Origin of the sequence: Streptomyces sp. NBC_00306, assembly GCF_036169555.1 — a bacterium.
GTDB lineage: Bacteria > Actinomycetota > Actinomycetes > Streptomycetales > Streptomycetaceae > Streptomyces > Streptomyces achmelvichensis.
Map to the genome: position 1 here is coordinate 6254712 of NZ_CP108032.1, position 23165 is coordinate 6277876.

The 23165-nt window shown below is 69.0% G+C and carries 7 protein-coding genes; 2 read left to right on the plus strand and 5 right to left on the minus strand.

Going from position 1 to position 23165, the window contains the following annotated elements; genetic code table 11:
• Positions 1-35 precede the first annotated feature (35 nt).
• The 4 genes from OHA05_RS27910 to OHA05_RS27925 all read right to left on the minus strand — a co-directional run bounded on the left by OHA05_RS27910 (position 36) and on the right by OHA05_RS27925 (position 14663).
• Positions 36-1052 (minus strand): EcsC family protein, encoded by a 1017-nt coding sequence (locus tag OHA05_RS27910; protein WP_328862025.1) that lies wholly within the window; start codon positions 1050-1052, stop codon positions 36-38.
• Between the two features lie 88 nt (positions 1053-1140).
• A complete protein-coding gene (locus OHA05_RS27915; protein ID WP_328862026.1) occupies positions 1141-5304 on the minus strand; it encodes an Eco57I restriction-modification methylase domain-containing protein in 4164 nt (1387 codons plus the stop codon).
• Positions 5304-8261, minus strand: coding sequence for a DEAD/DEAH box helicase (locus tag OHA05_RS27920; RefSeq protein WP_328862027.1), 2958 nt, complete (start codon positions 8259-8261; stop codon positions 5304-5306). The genes OHA05_RS27915 and OHA05_RS27920 overlap by 1 nt, the downstream gene beginning before the upstream one ends.
• Before the next feature lie 75 nt (positions 8262-8336).
• Positions 8337-14663 carry a protein kinase domain-containing protein gene (locus OHA05_RS27925; protein ID WP_328862028.1) on the minus strand — a complete coding sequence of 2109 codons (6327 nt, stop codon included), beginning with the start codon at positions 14661-14663 and terminating at the stop codon, positions 8337-8339.
• A 227-nt stretch (positions 14664-14890) separates the two neighbouring features.
• On the opposite strand from OHA05_RS27925, the gene OHA05_RS27930 reads away from it, so the two are divergent.
• The gene (locus OHA05_RS27930) at positions 14891-17941 is read left to right on the plus strand and encodes an AAA domain-containing protein (protein ID WP_328862029.1); all 3051 of its coding nucleotides are present in this window, start codon (positions 14891-14893) and stop codon (positions 17939-17941) included.
• Between the two features lie 216 nt (positions 17942-18157).
• Here OHA05_RS27930 and OHA05_RS27935 read toward each other — a convergent pair whose 3' ends face one another.
• Positions 18158-19687, minus strand: coding sequence for a helix-turn-helix domain-containing protein (locus OHA05_RS27935; RefSeq protein ID WP_313943550.1), 1530 nt, complete (start codon positions 19685-19687; stop codon positions 18158-18160).
• Positions 19688-20377: 690 nt separating this feature from the next.
• On the opposite strand from OHA05_RS27935, the gene acnA reads away from it, so the two are divergent.
• Positions 20378-23092, plus strand: coding sequence for an aconitate hydratase AcnA (gene acnA / locus OHA05_RS27940; RefSeq protein WP_313943549.1), 2715 nt, complete (start codon positions 20378-20380; stop codon positions 23090-23092).
• Positions 23093-23165 lie beyond the last annotated feature (73 nt).

Genomic DNA, 23165 nt, shown 5'->3' on the forward strand with positions numbered 1-23165 from the left:
GTTGGTGGCGCTTTGATCAGGCGCCACCGCAGCACTCACGGGGCGTCGGCCTGGGGGTCGTCGTCCTCGTCGTCGGTCGCCAGTGCGGCCGGTAGCGGCAGGCCGTACTTCTCGCACAGGAAGCGGGTCTGGCAGTATCGCTGGGCGTCGGCGGCCACTCTGCCGAGGACCGCGGCATTCATGCCCGCACCGACGAGAATCCCAACGAACGGCACGACCTTGGCGACGTTCTGCACCGGCACCCTGGAGCCGGCCGGACCGAGCTGCTGCATGAGCTTCTCCAGGGCGGCCACGAGGCGATGGTCCTGGCGGAGCTTCTGCGACCAGTTGACGCGTCCCTTGAGGGCGTGCGCTGCCCGTGCTGTGTCGCGCAAGGGCTCGGCCTTGGCCGCCTGGGCCATGAAGGACCGGCGTACCAGGCGCTGGATGAAGAGCTGCTCGTCGGGGTCCTTGGCGTCGTAGCCGTAGGAGTACGCGATCCGCGAGGCGATCGACGTGCTCAGTACCTGGACGACGAGGATGTCCGCCGTCATCGCGGCGGGGATCCCGGCGACGGGGACCAACGCCAGCACGCCCATGGCGCCGCCTTCGAAGGCGCCTGCGGTCCGCCACTTGAGGGTGTTGCGGGTCAGCAGCCGGTCGCAGAACTTGAGTTCCTGCTTCCGCAGTTCGGTGAAGCTTTCGAGTTCGAGACCCTGTTTGCGGGCGAGCTTCTCGACGTTTTTCGGGTCGTTGAGCTCCCTGGCGAACTCGTTGACGAGGTCAAGCAACGCCGCAGCGCCCGCGAGCGCCGGTCGCAGGGCCTTGTCGGCGACCGCGTCGCCCGCGCGCCGCACGGGTTCCGAGACAGCGTCCGGGACGGCGTCCGCGACCCGTCTGGTGGCCTTTCCGGCCGCCTCGCCGGTGCGACTCAGCGCCGTGCTCGCCCAGTTCGGCAGGCCGCGGCGGTTGTTGCGGCGCTGCCAGTGGCCGTTGAGCGTGGCCCATACCTGCTCGTCGTACTTGCTCATCGCGGGTATGCCGTCGAGGAGGTGGTCGGCGTCAGGGCTCACTGAGGTTTCTCCGTTTCGACGGTGGTTTCCGGGCGGCGTGGTGCGGGGCTGGGCATGTACGGGTTCGTGTGACTCCGTTTTCGAAGTGTCAGGCGGGGTGCCGGGGGCCGTGGCCCGGGGGTGGGGTGAGGGGGGAGCGGTGGGTGCCGGACTCGCCTTCGGTGAGTGGGGTTTCCAGGGTCAGGCCGGCGGTGGCCATGCGGTCGTACTCGGTGAGGACGAGGCGTTTGGTCCGGTACTCGCCGAACGCGGAGATCTCGTTGTTCTTGAGCCCGCCGGACTCCGTCTGAAAAGACTCCAGGATGTAGTCGGTGTCCTCACGGGAGATCCCGTAGAGGTGGAAGAAGTAGGCGTCCAGTTCGGCGCGCAGCTGCGCACGTCGGTCCTCGTCCCACTGGAACGGCTCGCCCTCGTCGTCGAGGTCGCGAGCGAGAGGGGTCATGTCGTACGCCGTGTAGACAAGTTCGAGGACGCGGGGGAGGAGGAAGGGGATGTGAGGTTCGAGGGTGGTAGGTGTGGGGACTGGGAGTTGCTTCCAGATGAAGATCTTCATGTGCGCGTCGCTGATCTTCTGGCGGCTCACGAAGTCGAAGACCAGAGAGGACTGCGTGGCTAGGAGTGCAGCAATCAGCGGTGGAGAGACGCGGGGGAGCATGAGGGGGAAGGTCTCAACGACGGCGGCTCGAGGGAGGAACGCGGGGATGGCGGTGCGCTCGTTGGTGAAGTAGGTGATGTCACGCCATCCCAGCAGCCAGTCATGCGTCCAATGCGCCATAGCGAGGCGTTCGCCGACGCCACGCACCTCGGTGTCCTTGCCACGCCGGACCGTTTGAATGGGACCGTCTTCCAGGACCCAGTATCGAGGCTCAGCGCATGCCGCAGCATCGGATTTCTCCGAGGTGCTGATGCGGCGCCGGTCTTCGCTGCCAGTACCGGTGAATGAGTTCCAGCGGTGGTCGAAGAGGTGAGCCATCTTGCCCTCGTACAGCGGCAGCATCCGTTCGCCGTCGCGCTCGAAGATGTTGCCCTGGCGTTCCCACCCCTCAGCCTCAAGGTTGTTGCGACTGCGGTAAAGATCGGAGTCGTCGGTTGTGTTGAACAGGTTCTTGAAGGACATGCCCCAGGGGTTGCCGTGCCGGTCTCCTTCGTTCCACAGCACGGGGATGAGCCGGTGGATTTTTACCACTAGGTCTGCTTCGCGCTGGGATCGCAGCTTGGGGAGGGTGCCCGTGTTGGGGTTGATGATGGCCAGGTCGTCAGGTTTGAGTGTAACGACGCGGTCCTGCTCGTAGATGTCTGTGACATCGGACATGGAAAACCCGAGGCGTGCCACGTCCGCTTGCCTTGCCCGCCCTGTCACGGACAACAGGCAGAACGATTGCTTCGAGTCGATGTCAAACCACTTGCCGCCCTTGGGGAGCGCTGGAGACTTCGGGCGTCTCACCTCGAAGTCGTACAGCGACGCCAGCGCGCCCCGCCGTGTGAAATCCGCGAACAGATGTTGGGAGCCCGCACCCGTTGCAATGGCCGTCGGCACGATAAGGCCGAACCGCCCGTCTGGTGCTACCACACTGGAAGCCTGCTCTGCGAATAGCGTGTCGGTTTGTAGGGAGTTGACACCTGGCTCCGTCAGCCCCTTCGCACACAACGGGAACACTCTCGAGTCTCCTGCGAAGTGGAACGTCCCCTTGACCGCACGCCGCGCTTCCCGGTATAGCTTCTTGGCTTCAGGATTCTCTTGCTCCCACTCCACGATCCGCGTACGCCGAGCCGTCCCGGAGATTTCGGCGATCTCAGGCGCTACCACGCTGAAGTACTTCTTGTCCTCGAAGTCGACCTTGTCCCATGGCGGATTCCCCACCACACAAGAGAACCCCCCGGCCCACCCCGTCCCCGAGTCAACGGAACCCGCTCCCGCCGACGCATCCCCGTCCTCCGGAACCGCGAAGATCTCCGGGAACTCCAAGTGCCAGTGGAAGAAGGCGTACTGGTCCCGCAACCTCACGATCTCGTCGTGCGTCGACTGCGGCGCCGCGTCCCCCTCGGGGTCCTCCAGCCCTCGGAACACCTTGTGCGTGACGGCAGGCGGCGCCTCCTCGCTCTTCACCCAGACGAACGCCGCACACCACGCGTCCGCGAGATGCAGGGCCCGCAGATACTCGGCCGAATTCGCCCAGTCCCGGTAGTCGGCCTCCTTGCGGCGGACGTCCTTGAGGTCGCTGGCAGGGGCCGCCGTGATCCGGCGCAGCCCACGCGCGAACGAACCATTGGCGACCTTCGTTTCCGTCTCGACCTCGAACAGCCCGCCCTGGCCCTCGCGTTCGAGGGCGTTACGGGCGAGGAGCTGCCGTGCCCACCCCTCGTCGTCACCCTCGGCCTTCTTGAAGGCCTTGTCCGGGATCCCGTCCCGCATCAGCGCCGGCGTTGCCCCGATCAGGCCGTTGCCGTGCTTGATGTGGGCGTCGAGGAAGCCGAGCGGCCGTCCCGGCTCCATCGCCTCCAGCCACAGGGACACCTTGGCCAGTTCGACGGCCATGGGGTTGAGGTCCACGCCATACACACAGCGCTCGACGACCTGGTGCATGGCGTGTCGCACCGCCCCGTCCGTTGGCTCGGGGTTCCGCTCCCGCACCGCGGCGACACGCTTGGCGATACGCCGGGCCGCCGCCACCAGGAAGTGCCCCGACCCGCAGGCAGGGTCGCACACGGTGAGGGACAGGAGCTCCTCGACGATCGTGTCGGCGGGGTCGGGCCGCCCCTCGGCGCTTGCACGCTGCTCCCCGCGCTTGACGGCATCGTCGATCACCGGGTTGAGCGTGGAGTCGAGGAGGGTCTCGGTGAGCGGGGTCGGCGTGTAGTAACTACCCGTCTTCTTACGGTCGTTGCCGATCCGGTCGACCAGTTCGAAGGTGCGGTCGGCCGCGCTGTGCTTCGGCACCAGCTCCAGCAATGCCTCGTACACGGACCCGAGTTCCTCGGCGCCCATGCGCTGGTAATCCACGGGCCGCCACCGGGCGGAACCGGCGTCCCGAACGCGGGCTAGGTGCTTGACGGCCTCGAAGAGGTGGCGGTTGGCGAGTCGCACGCCACGCAGAGGCTCGTCCGCCGGGGTGCCGTTGAAGAGACCGCCGAGTCCCTTCAGGCCCAGCTCGGGGCGACCTTGCTCGGAGCCCAGCGCCTCGATGAGCAACTCCAGTGCGCGGTACTGGTCGTCGTGCGCGGTACCGAGGCGCCGTAGCGCATGACGGCGGAGACGGGCCGTCGAGAAGTAGCGGGTGAATCGGTCGGCGGTTTGCTCGCCAGCGTCGGGGTCCAGCAGTGCGCCCCGGTCCTCGGCCACGAAGAGAAAGATCATGCGGTAGATAAGCCGCAACAGAGCCGTCTGGAAGGCATGGACGTCCAGGTTTTCGCGGAGGTTGATGTTGTCCGGATGGCTCAGGAAGCCGGTGCCGAGGACGGTCAGAGCCGCCTGGACGCCGTCGCGGAAGTGGTCGAGAGCACGGCTGCCGGACTCGATGGCGACCGTACGCCACTTCTCCAGCCAACACCCAGATGCCGCCGCCCCCTCCGGCACCGCGAACCGGGAGGCATGCAGCAAGCTGTACAGCAGCACGAACTCGCTGAATAGCTCACCGTCAAACAGCGCCTCCAGGTCGAAATCGACGTAGACGGCAGTAGAGAAAGACGACGAGTCGCGCAGCAGACGCAGACGCCGGCCATTGGTGAGGACCGCCCACAGGTGGGCCTCCGTACGGTTCAGGCAGTCCTGAAGCATCGACTGCGCCGGGACCTGGCCCGCCGCCGGGCGCTTGTCCAACTCCTGGTTCCAAGGGGTCAGGTGGACGAGCGCCGGACCATGCCGGTGCGACACCGGAAACCGCTTCTCCGGCTCAGAGTCGGCCGGAATACCCCCCGCCCCGACCTCCGTCAGCGCACCGAAGTCCAGCTTCCGGAAGAGCTGCGCGAGCCAGTCGGTACCGGCCCGGCCCGTCGGGTCGGCAGCGGGGGCCCCGGTGTTCGGGTCCGAGGGCAGGGCTTTGCGCAGGTCGCGCCACAGCGGCTTGAGGTACTCCCACGCACGCTCGGCCTCATCACGCACCGGTACCGACGCGGGCAGGCCGTAGTCCGCTGACTTGGTGCCCGGCAGGTTCCGCGCCTCGGCGATGCGCAGCAGCATGTCGGCGGGGAGCAGCCCGCCGACCGTGGTGACGGCGGTGAAGGCCAGGGCGGTGCGGGTGGCGGTGACGGGCATCAGGCTTCGGCTCCGGACACAGTAGAAGCGGGCTGCTGCGGCAGGTAGACGTACACACCGAGCACGTCGGCGGGCTCCTGGGGGACGACCTTCAGGCCGCGGACGATCTCCTCGTTGGCCTTGCGGACCCGGCGGTGCGAGCCGTCGAGCTCGGCGGCCAGGCTCGTGCCGTACTCCGTGAGGTGCTCGGCCAAATCCGGCAGACCGTCCAGCGCACGGCCGATCTGGTTGCGGGCGAGCTGCTCATGGGTGTTGGCACTGGCCCGCGCAGCCAGCAGCGCGGCGGCCGCCTCCTCATCCAGCCAACGGGCACGCGACGGCATCCCCTCGTACGCGAGCAACCGGGCGTCCTCCGCGACCAGTTGCCGCTCGCCGGTGCGGGACGGCAGCGTGAGGTGGAAGCGGTAGCGGACGAGCAGGAGCGTCGTGCGGATCGTCACCGCGTCCGTCGTCACCACACCGCAGCGGCGCGCCGGGCGCGGGCCGGGAGTGTTCGCGTCCAGCGCCGAGTCCAGGACGTACGAGGCGATCGCGCCGATCGCCGGGTCGGTGCGGACCAGCGCGGCCTCGCCCCGGCCCACCGCCGGTGTCGTTCGGAACGGGATCTCCCGGTCCTCCTCGATCAGCCGACCGCCGAGGGTGGCGGCGAGCGCGTCGCGCAGGCCGGCGGGAGCGCCGCCGGCCTGGGCGGTGAAGTCCCCATTCCCGTCACGCGGGTCGCGGACCAGGGCGTCCAGGTCGCGCAGTGCCTCCAGGGCGAAGTCGCGCACCTCGTCGGCGCCGCCGAGCGCGGCCCGTACGGCGGCGACCTCGCGGGCCACCTCCTCCGGATGGATGCTGCGCTGGGCGTACTTGGACTGGGAGGTCTTCTCCCGCTCGGCGGCCGAGGACCACTCGCGCTCGATGCGGTCGAAGGACTCCTGGTGGCTTTCGAGCTCGAACAGGCTCTCCTGGCTGCCCTGACGGCCGTGCAGCAGCAGCCACTCGACCACGGCGTCCGTCACCCCGGAAGCCGTCTCGTCGGGGACGGAGACCGAGATGCCCAGGTCCTTCTTGATCTGCCGGTGCTTGGCGAACAGCACCTCCAGGACCTTGCCGTCGATGCCGTTGTCCTCGCCGAACATGGTGATGACCCGGACCTGGTCGCGCTTCTGGCCGTACCGGTCGACGCGGCCCTCGCGCTGGTCGTGGCGGGTCGGGTTCCAGGCCAGGTCGTAGTGGACGACGGCGTCGAAGTAGTGCTGGAGGTTGACGCCCTCGGAGAGGCAGTCGGTGGCGATCAGCACGCGGCGGACGGCGGGATCGCCCGCTTCCTCGGCGGATTCGGCGGCGAGCTGCTCGATGCGCTCCAGGCGCTGCTGCGGGGAGAGAGTGCCGGTCACCGCGGCGATCTTCGTCTTCTTGCCGAGCTTGCCGTCGAGTTGGGTGGCCAGGTACTCGGCGGTCGGGATGTATCGGCAGAAGACGATCGGGTGGTAGCCCTCGGCGATCAGGCTCTTCAGGTGCTTGGTGAGCGCCTTCAGCTTGGCGTCCTCTGTCGGGCCCACCAACTCCGCTGCCCGCTGGGAGAGTTCGAGGAGCCGGGCACCCGCCTCCTCCGACTCGGCGGCGCCCGGAGCGACGTCCATGCCCTCCAGGCGATCGTTCTCGGCGGAGTCGGCGGCGACCGGGGCGCCCAGCACATCCGCCTCCTGCGCGGTGCGGGCGGCGGCGGACTCCGAGCGGGTCTTCAGGGTCTGGGCGGCGGCGGCCGGGGAGGAGACCATCGAGCGCAGCAGCGCGATCACCGACCACCAGGCGACCCGGGCCTCCCGCTTGCCCTGCTCACCGGCCGTCTGGACGCGGTCCCTGGCGTAGGCGATGGCGTCGTCGAGCAGCGCCCGGTAGGCGGGGCTGAGCTTGTACGGCTCGTCCTTCGTCCACCGGTCGGACGGGAACGCGGTGCGCTCGGCCAGAGAGTCGTCGCTGAGACCGTCCTCCTTGGTGAGGTAGGTGCGGACGTCGGCGCGCTTGCGGGCCACGAAGTACTCGGCAAGCTTCGCCCGCCCCGCCGGGGTCTCCAGGTTCAGCGTCGCGAGCTCCGGCCGCACCAGGCCGAGCAGGTTGCGGAACGCGGACTCCTTGCCGGAGTGCGGGGTCGCGGTCAGCAGCAGCAGGTGGCGGTCGGCGTCGGCGGAAATCCGGCGCAGCAGCTCGTAACGGAGCTGGTTGGAGGGGGCCGAGGAGGACGACGCGGTGCCTTGCGCGGCGTCGTCGGCGGCCACGCAGCTGTGGGCCTCGTCGACGATCACCAGGTCGGGGCAGTTCCGTACGAAGTCCTCGCGGTGCCGGGTCGACTTGATGAAGTCCGTCGAGATGATCGTGTACGGGTGCTTGTCGAACAGGGACTGGCCCAACTCCAGACCGCGTTCGAGTCGCGTCACCGTGGAGGCCAGGACCAGTTCGGCGTCGATGCCGAACTTCTCCCGCAGCTCACCCTGCCACTGCTCGGCCAGTGAGGGGGAGCAGAGAACCGCCAGCCGGGTCGCCTCGCCCTGCGCGAGCAGCTCCTTGGCGATCAGGCCCGCCTCGACCGTCTTGCCGATGCCGACGTCGTCCGAGACCAGCAGCCGCACCGTGCGCTGCCGCAGCGCCATCAGCAGCGGAACCAGCTGGTAGGCCCTGGGCTCCACCGCGATCGACGCCAGCGAACGGAAGGGGCCCGCCCCCGACCGGAACCCGATGCGCAGCGCTGTGCGCAGCAGACCGGCGGCCCGCTGATCGCCCAGGTCGGTCGGGCTCGGCGGCGCGAACTCGGCCGGCCGTACGTCCTCGAAGGCGGGGAAGACGGCCGCGATGTCGTCCTCGCTTCCGCCCAGCGGGCGCAGCACCAGCATGTCGGAGGCGCTCTCGGGCAGCACCACCCATTCCCTGCCCCGGGCGGCGACCAGGGAGCCGGCTGTGTACGTGAGGCTCATGAGATGTCTCGGTTCCTAAAGGTCGCGAAGGTCGTAAAGGTCGGGAGCCGCTGACGAGCAACGGAGGTGGTGCGATCAACGGAGGTGGAAGTAGAGGGCGTTGGTGTCCGCGATGGTGTCCCAGTCGGCGTCCGTCGGGAACCGCACGACGTCCCAGCCGGCGTCCTCCAGGCGATACCCGGCCTCGATGTCGCGGGTGGAGTCGGGGGCGCGGCCCGGGAGGTCGACGAACACGGCGAGGTTGGCGCCGTCCAGCCGGAAGACGAGGTCCGGGCAGGCCCCGGCCTCCGGGACGAGGACGCTCGCCTCGTCCGGCAGCCGGTAGCCCTTCGCCCTCAGCCAGCCGAGCAGATCGCCCTGCGCGACCAGGGCCGCCAGATCCGCCTCCACCGGGGTCGGCGAGGTGCTCGCCGGGGCCAGCCTGCGGAACCGTTCGCTGCGGGACTCACCGCGGTCCTCCCGTTCGGTGAGGGCCTCGGCCAGCCGTACCAGCAGCGGGCGGGCGGCGTGCCGGCTCAGCTGGCGGTGGTGCGTCTGGTTGGCGTAGGTCAGCAGGCAGGCGTAGCAGCCGCGCGCGCACCTCTCGCTGTCCGTCGGCCCGCCCTCGTCCTCGCCCGTGTCCGGGTCGAAGTGGCAGAGCTCCAAAGCGGTCTTCGCGGCCTTGGCGAGGGCGTCCTTCTCGTGCTGGATCCGGCGCAGCACACCGGCACCGCCCTCGGCGGCCTCCGTGAACAGCATGCGGCGGCGCGGACCCTCGTCCGGCGGGAGCAGCTCCGCAGTCAGCTCGGAGTCCTCCAGCTCGAACGCCGCCTCGATGCCCCGCTCCAGCGCGTACAGGAACGACCACGCCACCGGCTCGGGGAGCGGCTCCTCCAGGGTGACCACGAGAATGTTGCGGCGGTCCTCCACGAAGGGCAGCACCCGCTTCTTGCGGCGCTTCTCGTTGCCGTCCTCGTCGACCACCGGCATGCCGGTGCCCTCGATGGCGTCGGCGGCGGCCCGGTCGTTGAGCCAGCGACCGTCGCCGAGGTCCAGCCAATAGCCGTCCGGCTCGTCCTCCTTGTCGCGGACGCGGCCGAGGTTGGTGATGCGCACGGTCGCGGAGTCGCCGTAGTCCAGGTCGAGAACGGGTGCCCCGTCGCCGTCGGCCACATGCGAGGTGAGGCGTCCCTTGCGGGCGCCGTGGTCCTGGAAGGCGTACGAGGTCTCCAGCCGGAAACCCGCCCGGCGGCGCTCCTCCTCGTCGGAGGAGATCCGCTCGCGCGGCGTGGTGTACACGGTGTGCAGGTGGAGCAGGCCGGTGCGCTTGCCACGCAGCTCCTCCTTGCACATGTCGCACTGGTCGAGGCCGGGTTTGACGACGTAGTGGTAGCCGCAGCCGTCGCAGCGCCGGGCCTCCGCCGTCGCCAGTTCGCCCGAGGCGTCCGGCGGCAGCTGCACCCGCGTGACCTGGTAGCGGGCGCCCTCGTGGTAGATGAGCGCACCGGGGCCGAACTCGCGGATCGCGAGGAACCGGGGGCGCTGCAGATAGTCGCCGTCGGCGTTGCGGCGGTTGCCGGAGCGCGGGATGTACGCGGCCAGCGGCAGCCGCGGGAAGCTGTACCCCGGCAGGAAGCCCTCGGACGCCAGATAGCGGTACGGGTTGAAGTCGCTCATCACCGACTTGCTGTCGGTGGAGCGGTTCAGCAGCAGGTTCGTCTGGGTCTCGGCCTCCCGGCGGCGGCTGCGCGCCCGGCTCTGCTCGCCCTGCGTCAGGGTGTGGTCGACGACCCGTTTGTTCTGCTCGTACTGGTCGATGACGGCGGCCCGGAACAGCTGGCGCCACCGGTCGAAGGCGGCGTCGAACTCCTGCGGGGCCCGCTCGATCCGGTCCTCGATCCACTCGTCGTACCACCAGGTGGTCGACTCGAAGGCCGCGATCAGCGGGGCGAGGACGGTACGGGCGGTGGCGGCCGCGCGCCTGCGGGCGTCCTCGTCCAGGGACCGGTCGAGGATGCCGGAGCGGAGCGGGAGCTGCATCTGCGGATCGGGGCGGTCGTCCCCGTCCGGGTCGTAGGCGACATCAACGACCTCCGGAATCGCGATGCCGAGCTGCATCTCCGTCTCCGCCAGCCAGATGCCCTGCAGATGCGAGCGGACCAGATCCTCGTTGGCCAGGTCGAGGCGGGGCGGGGCCACCTGGCCCGCCACCATCTTCTGGGAGTCGCGGAAGTAGTACTGGTCGTGGCTGTTGCCCGTCGCGCAGTACGTGGTCACCAGCGCGGGCTGACCGGAACGGCCCGCGCGGCCCGAGCGCTGCGCGTAGTTCGCCGGGGTGGGCGGCACATTGCGCATCAGCACGGCGTTGAGCGAGGAGATGTCCACGCCCAGCTCCATCGTCGGCGAGCAGTACAGGAGAGGCAGTTCTGCCTTTCGGAACTGCTCCTCGCGCTCCAGCCGCTCCTCCGGGAGGACCTGGGCGGTGTGCTCGCGTGCGTACAGACCGGCCAGTTCGGCTGCCGCGGTGCGGTACAGGTCGCGGAAGAACGGGTTGACGCGCGGGCCCTCGCCACTGCTGTAGGTGCGCGCGAGCGGGTCGACCGCGCCGCGTTCACCGTTCCCGGCACGCCAGATCAACGCCGCGGCCGACACCCGGTAACCGGTGCGCTTCTGCGCCGCGCGGAGCCGGTAGGAAGGGCCGGAGAACTCGGGGGTCGCGTCCACCTCGCGCACCAGGTCGGCGTCGACCATTACCTTCAACAGGTCCTCGATGACGCCCTGGACGTCGTCCAGTGTCACGGACGCCTCGCGCAGCTCGGGCATGTTCCGCCGCAGGTACTTGCCGAACTTGCCGCGGGCCGACAGGAACAGCGCGGAACGTTCCATACCCGGCCGCGAGCCGTACGGATAGGCGGTTCCGACAGTCGGGCGGTCGCTCTCGCTCAGCACCCACGCCCCGGTCAGCCGCTCCTCGCTCGCCCGCTGCAGGGTGTCGAAGTCGTCGCGGAAGTACTGGACGTCGATGGCCAGCGCCCGGCGCATGAAATCGAGCAGAGTACGGGCGATCTCCTCGCGCAGCGCCGGATCGGCGTCCCGCAGCACGGCGTGCGCGGACTGCCAGCGCTCGTCGGCGGCGGCGAGCCAGCCCAGGTCCTCGTAGTCGATCCTGAGCAGCCCCGTCTGCTCCAGGTTCGGCATCGTGATACGCCAGCCGCGCTCCAGGTCGCGGTAGAGGCGGTACCCGACGACGTCCCGGAAGGCCTTCACGGCCCGGCGCTCCATGGCCGGGGTCAGGTTCGCGACGTCCGTGAACTCGGCGGGCGTCAGACCCATCACCTCGGTGACGGCCTCGGCGAGGTCGTCGTGGCTGAGGCCCTCTACACCGGCCCGCGCCGCGGCCTGGTACAGGGCGCCCCGCAACTGGGTCACCTGGGCGAAGTCGTTGAAGTGCCCGGCCTGCAGCGAGGCGTCCTGCCGGTTGTCGACGAAGGTGAGGAGCTTGCGCGCCTCCTTGCCCAGGCTCTCCTCCGGCACCGCCCGCAGGGACTTCACGATCGACGCGGAGATCAGCGAGGTCGCCGAGGAACGCCCCTCCTGGTCCAGGGTGGCCAGCTTGGCGAAGTCCCGGCCGCGGGTCTGCTCGTAGGAGACCTGGCAGTGCACACAGAACAGGAACGGCGCCGGGACGAATGCCGCCACCAGCCCCTCACCCGACTCGTGGCCGTGGGCGTCCACGACGACCCGCTTGGGCACCCGGGGCCGGTAGGACTTCTTGACGACCGTCACACCCTGCGCGTCCGACTCCAGCCAGGACTCCGGCAACCGCCGGTCGTCCACGGCCTTCTGCGGATCGGCCGGCCACTCGTAGTCCTCGCCGGGCATGCCCAGGTACAGGTAGCCCTCGCCCGCGCGCCCCCCGGAGGCGGAGGTGTCGCGGCGCGGCTCGTACCGGAACGCGCCGTTCTCCTCCGTCCGCCAGACGGTCAGGTACTCCTGGCCGCACTCACGGCAGAACGCCAGCGGGAACAGCGGCTTGCCGTCGCTGTCCGGCTGCTCCAGCTGGTAGGTGCGGGTCAGCGGCCGGGTCAGCGGATCCTCGAGCGTGGTGAAGACGGTGTCGCCCTTGGAGAGGAACTGGTGCAGCCGGAACGCGAACAGCGGCCGCTCGGTCACCGGATGCTTGGCCTGCGCGCCCGCTTCCAGGGTCGTCCGGATCGCCTCCCGCACGGCCTCCTCGGGCACGCCGGACGCCGCGGCCAGCTCTGCCGCCGCCTCCTCGACGGTGCCCGGGGCACGGCGCCGCAGCCGTTCCGTCCCCTCCTCGCGCTCCAGACCGAACCGGGACTCCACCCAGCGGGCCAGCGGGTCCTTCGTCAGAGCGTCGTACGAGCGGGGCGCGGCCGGCACCCGAAGCCGCTCGGCGGGCATGCTCTCGGAGGCCTCCTCGGTCGCCCGGACCAGGGTCTCGCCGATGACCCGCTTCGGCAGCACCGTCGTACCGAACAACCGGCCGGCGACCTTGGCCACCTCACGCTGCTGGTCCTCCCAGGAGCCCTCGGTGGACATGGTCGCCGAGGTGCCGATGCACTGCAGGGTCACGGACGCACGGCAGGCCTCACGCACCCTGCGGATCAGGAACGCCACGTCCGCGCCCTGCCGGCCGCGGTAGGTGTGCAGCTCGTCGAAGACGAGGAACTGGAGCCCCTCGGCCATGCGGATCAGGCTGGACCGGTCGTCCGGCCGGGTCAGCATCAGCTCCAGCATCACGTAGTTGGTCAGCAGGATGTCCGGCGGGTTCTTGCGCAGTTCCCGACGGTCCTCCTTGGACTCCTGACCGGTGTAGCGGGCGAAGGTGACCGGCTCCCGGCCCTTTCCGAAGCCGTGACGCAGATACTTCTCCAACTCGCCCAACTGCGAGTTGGCCAGCGCGTTCATCGGGTAGACGACGATCGCACGCACCCGGCCACCCCCATCGGGGCCGGTCGCCTGACGTTCCTTCAGCACACGGTCCACGATCGGGACGATGTACGACAGCGACTTGCCGGAACCGGTGCCCGTGGTGAGCACGTAGGAGTCGCCCGCCTGAGCGGCCTCGATGGCCTGCCGTTGATGAAGGTGGAAGGTCAACGGACGCCCGTCCGGGCGCGGGGAGTTCTCCTTCTTGTCGGCCTGGAAGATCTCCGCGCATCTCGGGTGGAGCACGCCGTCCCGCACGAGATCGGTGACCTGACCACCGTCCGCGAAGAACGGGTTCAGCGACAACCAGGGGTCGGGCCACTGGGACTTCGCCGCCAGATCGTCCTCGACGAAGCCGGCGATGCGGGCGTCCCGGATCACCGTCGAGCTCCTGGTGAAGCTCTCGTACTCGCTGATCAGATCGGAGTGGATACCGAAGACGTCCATCGCCTCGGGCAGACGAGGCGCTCTGCGCGGCACGGGCGTGGGTGCGGCCGGGGTGGGCTGGGGGAGGAGGGCGCGCAGTCGCGCCACCGGGTCCATGACCTGCCAGTGCGGGGACAGCAGGGCGGCCGTGTCGTCCGGTGCGAAGGCGAGCGGGACCAGCGTCTCGCGGACCAAGGCGGCGTTGTCGGGCCGGAGTTCGGCGTCCTTCTCCAAGAGGCGGTCCACCAGCCGGACCAGCTCGGCAGGCAGATCCGGGCGCACCAGGGTCAGCCGCGGCGGCCGCTCGTGCTGATGCTGTTCGGAGAGCTCGTAGGGGGTTCTCGCGGAGAACGGCGGCCGCCCTATCAGCAGTTCGTACAGGATGCAGCCGAGCGCGTAGAGATCGGCCGACGCGGAGACCCGCTCGGCACGGAACTGCTCGGGTGCCATGTAGCGAGCCGTGCCGACGCTGACTCCCGTACTGGTCAGCCGCGTCTGGTCAAGATCGTCGACGACCGAACCCATACCGAAGTCGAGAACCTTGACGGTGCCGTCGCGGGTCAGCATCGCATTGGCCGGCTTCAGATCGCGGTGGACGACACCTGCGGTGTGCGCGGCGGCAAGACCGGCGGCGAGCTGCGCCCCGAGGGCGGCGACCCAGGAGACCGGCAGCTGGGGTTCTTCGTCGATGAGGTCGGCGAGCGGATGGCCGTCCAGCAACTCCATGGCCAGATAGGGCAGTCCGCTTCCGCCCGGCGCCTCGTCCACACCGCCGTCGATCAGCAGGGTGAGGTTCGGGTGCCCCTGGGAGAGCATGCGCATGATCCGCACTTCACGGCGGAAGCGGTCGATCTCCTTGCCGGCCCCCGAGGCGTCGACGGCGATCCCGGTCCGGCTCCGCAGCACGGTCTTCACGGCGACCTGCCGGTGCCGGGAGTCCGGGGCGGCCTGAAGGTCCTCGGCCCGGTGTACCTCGCCCATGTTCCCGCGGCCCAGGATCCCCGTGATCCGGAACCGTCCGGCGACCGTCTCCTGGCCCATTGGCCCTCCCCGTTCTCACCCGTCGCATACAAGGTGGGTACATTCCGTAGGGAGCGTATACCTTCACCTGTTGACGAGCATCACACCATCCTGTTGACGCTGTCAACACGCTGCTTCGGACTGGTGTGGCCGGAAAAGCTCGCTCCTCTGTTCCCCGTGCTTACCGTCATCCTTTTCGGCGCAGGTCTCATGAGAGGGCCAGGTCTGTGGGGCTACGGGGGGCGGGGTTGAACGAGGCCGCGGGATTGCCGTATCCGGTCAAGGAACTGCTCACGGCCGCGCGATTGGAGGTCGCAGCGGAGCTGCGCAGCGACGGCAAGGACGGCGGCAAGGTATCGCTCTCGGCCGGGCGCAGGGTGTCCACCGCCGACGGCAAGCATGAGTACCTCTTCGACTGCAAGCGGTGGCTGGACGCCCTCGACGGCAAGGCAGCGCTGGTGCGCATGTCGAGGTCGACGGGGGAGTGGACGCCTGCCGCGGTGTCGCGCATGCCCGAGGGCAAGGTGCGTGTCGTGACCGGGGCGGACCTCGGAGCGACCCCCTCTCATGTGCAGATCCGGGAGGACGACGCGGCCACCTGGCGCGTTCTCGTGGAACGGCTGGAGACGGTGGGGCAGCCGAATCACCCCGTCCAGACGGATCACGCGGCCTGGGCTCTCGGACAGGGCGACCCGCGGCCGGGGAAAGGTGCAGGAACCACCGCCCAATGGGTCGCGAACTGGGCGTCACTCAAGCTCAACCCTCGTCAGCGCCAGGCGGTGGCCCAAGCCCTCGACTGTGACGTGTTGTTCCTGTGGGGACCGCCCGGGACGGGCAAGACCGATGTGGTCGGGCACATCGTCGAAGGGTGCTACCGCCAAGGGCACTCAGTGCTCTTCCTGGCTCCCACCAACGTCGCCGTGGACCAGGCTCTGGAACGCATATGTGAGCTGCTCTCGAACGAGGACGGGTTCGACGGCGGGCTCGTCCAGCGCGCCGGGACCATTGCCGGGGCCTCTCTGCGGGACCGGTACGGGGACCATGTCGACGCCGAACGGATCGGCGGCCGGCTGAGCGCTCACCTGGACGAGTCCCTCGTACAGCTCGGCACGTCCTTGCGGCACACCCAAGAGGGCATCGCCGTCCATGACAGAGTGGACGGTCTCGGTACGGACCTCGCGGCTGCTCGGCGGGTTCAGAACGATGCGGGCACCAGACGGATGAACCACCTTCAGGCCCAGAACGGCGCACGATCCGTGATCGCCGCCCAGGAAGAACTGATCAGGAAGACAGGAGCCCCGAGCGGCATCTTCGCCGGTCGCAAGCAGGCGCAGCTCGACAAGGCCCAGGCCGCTCTCCACCAAGCCCGCATTGACGTCCAGCAGGCGTCGACGGGGCTGGCAGCGGCGGACCGCGACCTCCGCCGGGCCGCGGCCGAGGCCGACAGACTGGACAAGGCGATCACGGTCGAACAGCCGAGGCTCGTCGGGCTGCCCGCCCGTGCGGCCTTGCTGTCCCAGGCCGAGCACATCCAGCAGCAGATCGGCGAACTGGAAGCGCAGCGCCGGAAGATCAAGGAGACCGTACGCTCGAAGTGCCGCGTCCTCGGAGCGACCGTGGCCATGGGCGTGCAGGTGCGCAAACTCCTCGACCGAGTCGACGTGGTCGTCGTCGACGAGGCCGGGATGGTCAACCTGCCAGCCGCTTGGTACGCCGCCGGACTGGCAGGGAAGCGGATCGTGTTCGCTGGTGACTTCCGTCAACTGCCGGCGGTGACGAAGGCCGACGGCGACCGGAAAGCATCGGATGCCGAGCGTGAGCACGCCCGGCAATGGACAGCCCGGGACGTGTTCTCCAGTGCCGGTGTGGTGAGTGCGGGTGGGTCGGTGCTGCCGGATGCGCGGCTCGTCGCACTCGAGACCCAGTACCGCATGCGCAGAGCGATCTGCGATCTCGTCAACACCGTCGCGTACCCGGACGCACCGCTGAAGACGGGGCGCGATGACGATTCTCGGATCCCGTTCAACGCCTTGGTCGACGCGCCACTGATCCTCGTTGACACCTCGCGCCAACGTATCCGTGGTCGCGACCACCAGACCAACACCGTTCACGAGGCCGCCGTCCACGAACTCGTCCGCGGACTCCAGTACGAGGGCGTGCTGCCCGGCCGTAAGTGGGACGACGTACCGGTCGGGGAAAGGGCCACCGACCGCCTTGCTGTGATCGCCCCGTACAGAAAGCAGGTCCAGGCGCTCAAGAGCAGCCTCGGCTGGCGATTCGGGGAACAGTTCGAGGGTCTGGTCGACACCGTGCACCGCTTCCAGGGCAGCCAGCGACCCATCGTCATCCTCGACACGACGGCTGGGGCCGGAACCCAGCCCGGCTACTTCTTCCAGGGCACCGGACTGTCCTCGAACACCTGTCGTCTGCTGAACGTCGCGCTCAGCCGCGCCCAGGACCACCTCATAGTCATCGCCGACGTCGAACATCTCCGGCAGCATCTGTCCGCGACCAGCGAAGCGCGTCGGATGCTCGACCATCTCGAAGCGCACGCCCAGTGCATCTCCGTCGACCAGCTCATCCCCGTACGCGAGGCGGCACAACTCGCCTCGCTCACTGAGGAGGAACTCTCCCGGCCGGCGTTCTTCCCGGCCGACGAGGTGCCTCGTGCCGTGAGCTGGGACATCGGCCGGGCCATGCGCAGCATCGAGGTCTACTGCCCCTTCCTCGATCCACGACCTGTGCGGGCGTGGTCCACGCAACTGGCCAAGCGAGTGGCGGACGGTGTCACTGTCACTGTTCGCACCCGTCCGCCCGAGGAGCAGTCCTCGGACGCGGCCGTGGAACGCGTCCGCGGACTCGTCCAGGAACTGCGAGCAGCCGGATGTCAGGTGGAGTTCCGTGACCGTATGCACGAGAAGGTGCTCATTCTCGATGCCTCCGTGCTGTGGCACGGTTCGCTCAACCTGCTGGCGAACTCCGGCCCGACGGACCTGATGATGCGCCTCACGGACCCCGCCGCATGCCAGCGTGTGGGGCATGTGATCGAGCGAGCACGCAAGGAGCGCGCCGCGTGGAATCCAAGGGCCTCTTCTCCTTCGGACGGCCCGGCCGCGACGCGGGGCGGAACCCGGCTCTATCTGAACGTTCCGTATGCCGAGAAGGACGAGGCGAAGCGGTTGCTCGGCGCGCGGTGGGACGGCCAACGGCGTCAGTGGTACGTGGACACGGACCGTGTCAGTCGCGAACAGGCGTCGAGGTGGCTGCCGAATCGTCTTGACGGCGATGGCGATTCCTGAGGGCGCATTCCTTCTGCTGATCCGGGTGAGATGCATGTCATGAAGGTGTGCAGACGGCTGCTGGCAGCCCTTGTCGGTACTCATCGATCAAGGCCACCGTGCTACCGGGTCCCGGCCCAATGTCCCAGAGAAGTCCCAGAGACGTCGCCGCACCCCTTCCAGCCCTGCATCGGCGCAGGGCAGGGAGGGTGCGACGGGCCTTACTTCGCGGCGGGCTCAGATGTCCCGGAAGATCTCGATCTGCGCCCCCACCGAGTTCAGCCGCTCCGCCAGCTCCTCGTAACCCCGGTTGATCACATACACGTTGCGCAGAACCGACGTTCCTTCCGCCGCCATCATCGCCAGCAGCACCACCACCGCCGGGCGCAGGGCCGGCGGGCACATCATCTCCGCCGCGCGCCAGCGGGTCGGGCCCTCGACCAGGACGCGGTGGGGGTCCAGGAGCTGGAGGCGGCCGCCGAGGCGGTTGAGGTCGGTCAGGTAGATCGCCCGGTTGTCGTAGACCCAGTCGTGGATCAGCGTCTTGCCCTGAGCCACCGCCGCGATCGCCGCGAAGAACGGGACGTTGTCGATGTTCAGGCCCGGGAACGGCATCGGGTGGATCTTGTCGATCGGCGCCTCCAGCTTCGAGGGACGCACCGTCAGGTCCACCAGCCGGGTGCGGCCGTTGTCCGCCGCGTACTCCGCCGTGCGGTCGTGGTCCAGGCCCATCTCCTCCAGCACCGCGAGCTCGATCTCCAGGAACTCGATCGGGACGCGCCGGATGGTGAGTTCGGACTCCGTGACGACGGCGGCGGCCAGCAGGCTCATCGCCTCGACCGGGTCCTCGGAGGGGGAGTAGTCGACGTCCACGTCGATGGTCGGGATGCCGTGCACGGTGAGCGTCGTGGTGCCGACGCCCTCCACCCGTACGCCGAGCGCCTCCAGGAAGAAGCACAGGTCCTGGACCATGTAGTTGGAGGAGGCGTTGCGGATGACGGTCACACCGTCGTGCCGGGCCGCGGCCAGCAGCGCGTTCTCGGTCACCGTGTCGCCGCGCTCGGTCAGCACGATCGGCCGGTCCGGCGTCGTCGCCCGCTCCACCTCCGCGTGGTACAGCCCTTCCGTCGCGGTGATGTCGAGACCGAAGCGGCGCAGCGCGATCATGTGCGGCTCGATCGTGCGGGTACCGAGGTCGCAGCCACCCGCGTACGGGAGCTTGAAGGCGTCCATCTTGTGCAGCAGCGGGCCCAGGAACATGATGATCGACCGGGTCCGCCGGGCGGCCTCGGCGTCGATGGCGTCCATGTCGAGCTCGGCGGGCGGCACGATCTCCAGGTCCAGGCCCTCGTTGATCCAACGGGTGCGTACACCGATGGAGTTGAGCACCTCCAGCAGGCGGAAGACCTCTTCGATGCGGGCCACGCGGCGCAGCACGGTGCGGCCCTTGTTGAGCAGGGAGCCGCACAGCAGCGCCACACAGGCGTTCTTGCTCGTCTTGACGTCGATGGCGCCGGAGAGCCGGCGTCCGCCGACCACCCGCAGATGCATGGGCCCGGCATAGCCGAGGGACACGATCTCGCTGTCGAGCGCCTCGCCGATGCGAGCGATCATCTCAAGGCTGATGTTCTGATTGCCGCGCTCGATGCGGTTCACAGCGCTCTGGCTGGTGCCGAGTGCCTCCGCGAGCTGTGTCTGTGTCCAGCCCCGGTGCTGCCGGGCGTCACGGATGAGCTTGCCGATGCGTACGAGGTAGTCGTCTGCCATGGGGGCACGCTATCTCAGATATGAGATGCGATCGCGCAAAGGGGCCTGTCGGAGTGACGAATCGTTAGCAAACGGGTGATGTTGCCCATCCGGGGACAGTTCGGGGCGTCGAGAGGTTCGGTCGCCGAGCGTGTCCCGGGCTGCCGTTCCGTTCGGCCGTGGCCGCCGTGGTCGGGTCGGCCGGTCGTGAAGGCGCCGGGCGAGGTCGGTGCACGGCGCCGGCGGCGCAACCCGCGGCGCGCTCGCCGGGCGTCGCCGGCCCAGTTCGCGGTCGCCGCCTTCACTCCGGGGTGCGCTGACGCGTGGTCGCGCGCGGCGCCGGGTGCCGTGCAGCGGCCGGCCCGCGACTGCCCGCTCGCCGCGGCCCGCTCTCCGCGGCCTGCTCTCCGCGGGCGCGCGCAGCCCATACGTGCCGCCCCGCCCGGGGCGCTCTCCGCGCATCCCCGTCGGCAGAAATGACCCGGTTCGCCCGCCGATATCCGTCCGGGGCATGAGGTCCGTCACCTGAGTCCAGGCATGACCGATCCGCGGTCATGTACTAGAGTTATCTCGACATCGAGATATCTGCCGAAGGCGTACCGCAGCCGCCACCGGTAAGGGTTACCTAACTAAGCCTTACCTTAGCGGATCGGCGAGGAGCCGTGGCGGCAGCATGGACGTAGTACGCGCACATTGATGAAGGAGACTGTCGTGTCGGCGAACAGCTTCGACGCCCGCAGCACGCTGCGCGTGGGCGACGAGTCGTACGAGATCTTCAGGCTGGACAAGGTCGAGGGGGCCGCCCGCCTCCCTTACAGCCTGAAGGTGCTGCTGGAGAACCTGCTCCGCACCGAGGACGGCGCGAACATCACCGCCGACCACATCCGCTCCATCGGCAACTGGGACTCCCAGGCGCAGCCGAGCCAGGAGATCCAGTTCACGCCGGCCCGTGTGATCATGCAGGACTTCACCGGTGTGCCCTGTGTCGTCGACCTCGCCACCATGCGTGAGGCCGTCAAGGAGCTCGGCGGCGACCCGGCGAAGGTCAACCCGCTCTCCCCGGCCGAGCTGGTCATCGACCACTCCGTCATCGCCGACAAGTTCGGCACCGCGGAGGCCTTCGGCCAGAACGTGGAGCTGGAGTACGGCCGCAACAAGGAGCGCTACCAGTTCCTGCGCTGGGGTCAGACCGCGTTCGACGACTTCAAGGTCGTCCCGCCGGGCACCGGCATCGTGCACCAGGTCAACATCGAGCACCTCGCTCGTACGGTCATGGTCCGAGGCGGCCAGGCCTACCCCGACACCCTCGTCGGCACCGACTCGCACACCACCATGGTCAACGGCCTGGGCGTGCTGGGCTGGGGCGTCGGTGGCATCGAGGCCGAGGCCGCGATGCTGGGCCAGCCCGTCTCGATGCTCATCCCGCGCGTCGTCGGCTTCAAGCTGACCGGCGAGCTGCCGGCCGGCACCACCGCCACCGACCTGGTCCTCACGATCACCGAGATGCTGCGCAAGCACGGCGTCGTCGGCAAGTTCGTCGAGTTCTACGGTGAGGGCGTCGCCGCCACCTCTCTCGCGAACCGCGCCACCATCGGCAACATGTCGCCGGAGTTCGGCTCCACCGCCGCGATCTTCCCGATCGACGACGAGACCCTGAAGTACCTGCGTCTGACGGGCCGCGACGCCCAGCAGGTCGCGCTCGTCGAGGCGTACGCCAAGGAGCAGGGCCTCTGGCTCGACCCGGCCGCCGAGCCCGACTTCTCCGAGAAGCTGGAGCTCGACCTCTCCACGGTCGTCCCCTCCATCGCCGGCCCGAAGCGTCCGCAGGACCGCATCGTCCTCGCAGGCGCCTCCCAGCAGTTCGCGCTCGACGTACGCAACTACGTCGAGGACGACGACGAGGCGGGCAAGGAGTCCTTCCCGGCCTCCGACGCCCCGGCCTCCACCAACGGCGTGCCGTCGCGTCCGACGACCGTCACGGCCCCCGACGGCTCGACCTACGAGATCGACCACGGCGCCGTCACCGTCGCCGCGATCACCTCGTGCACCAACACCTCGAACCCGTACGTCATGGTCGCCGCCGCGCTGGTGGCGAAGAAGGCGGTCGAGAAGGGCCTGACCCGCAAGCCGTGGGTCAAGACCACGCTCGCCCCGGGCTCCAAGGTCGTCACCGACTACTTCGACAAGGCGGGCCTGACCCCCTACCTCGACAAGGTCGGCTTCAACCTGGTCGGTTACGGCTGCACCACCTGCATCGGCAACTCCGGCCCGCTGCCGGACGAGGTCTCCAAGGCCGTCAACGACCACGACCTCGCGGTCACCTCGGTGCTCTCGGGCAACCGCAACTTCGAGGGCCGGATCAACCCCGACGTCAAGATGAACTACCTGGCGTCCCCGCCGCTGGTCGTCGCGTACGCCCTCGCCGGTTCGATGAAGGTCGACATCACGAAGGACGCCCTCGGCATCGACCAGGACGGCAAGCCGGTGTTCCTCGAGGACATCTGGCCGACCGAGGCCGAGGTCAACGACGTCGTGGCGAACGCCATCGGCGAGGACATGTTCAACAAGTCCTACCAGGACGTCTTCGCGGGCGACGCCCAGTGGCAGGCGCTGCCGATCCCGACCGGCAACACCTTCGAGTGGGACCCGCAGTCCACCTACGTGCGCAAGCCCCCGTACTTCGAGGGCATGACCATGGAGACCACCCCGGTCGAGGACATCACCGGCGCCCGGGTGCTCGCCAAGCTCGGCGACTCGGTCACCACCGACCACATCTCCCCGGCGGGTGCCATCAAGGCCGACACCCCGGCCGGCAAGTACCTCACGGAGCACGGCGTCGAGCGCCGGGACTTCAACTCCTACGGCTCGCGCCGAGGCAACCACGAGGTCATGATCCGCGGCACGTTCGCCAACATCCGCCTGCGCAACCAGATCGCGCCGGGCACCGAGGGCGGCTACACCCGCGACTTCACGCAGGACGGCGCTCCGGTGTCGTTCATCTACGACGCCTCGCGCAACTACATCGAGCAGGGCACCCCGCTGGTGATCCTGGCGGGCAAGGAGTACGGCTCCGGCTCGTCCCGTGACTGGGCCGCCAAGGGCACCGCACTCCTCGGCGTCAAGGCCGTCATCGCCGAGTCGTACGAGCGCATCCACCGCTCGAACCTCATCGGCATGGGCGTCCTGCCGCTCCAGTTCCCGGAGGGCGCGACTGCCGAGTCCCTCGGTCTGACCGGCGAGGAGACCTTCTCCTTCACCGGCGTGACCGAGCTGAACAACGGCTCCACGCCGCGCACGGTCAAGGTCACCACCGACACGGGTGTGGAGTTCGACGCGGTCGTCCGCATCGACACCCCCGGTGAGGCGGACTACTACCGCAACGGCGGCATCATGCAGTACGTGCTGCGGAACCTGATCCGCAACTGAGTACGGCAGTACGACGGAAGGGCCGCACCCCCGGTGGGGGTGCGGCCCTTCCGCCTGTCCGGGGCGGTTCCCG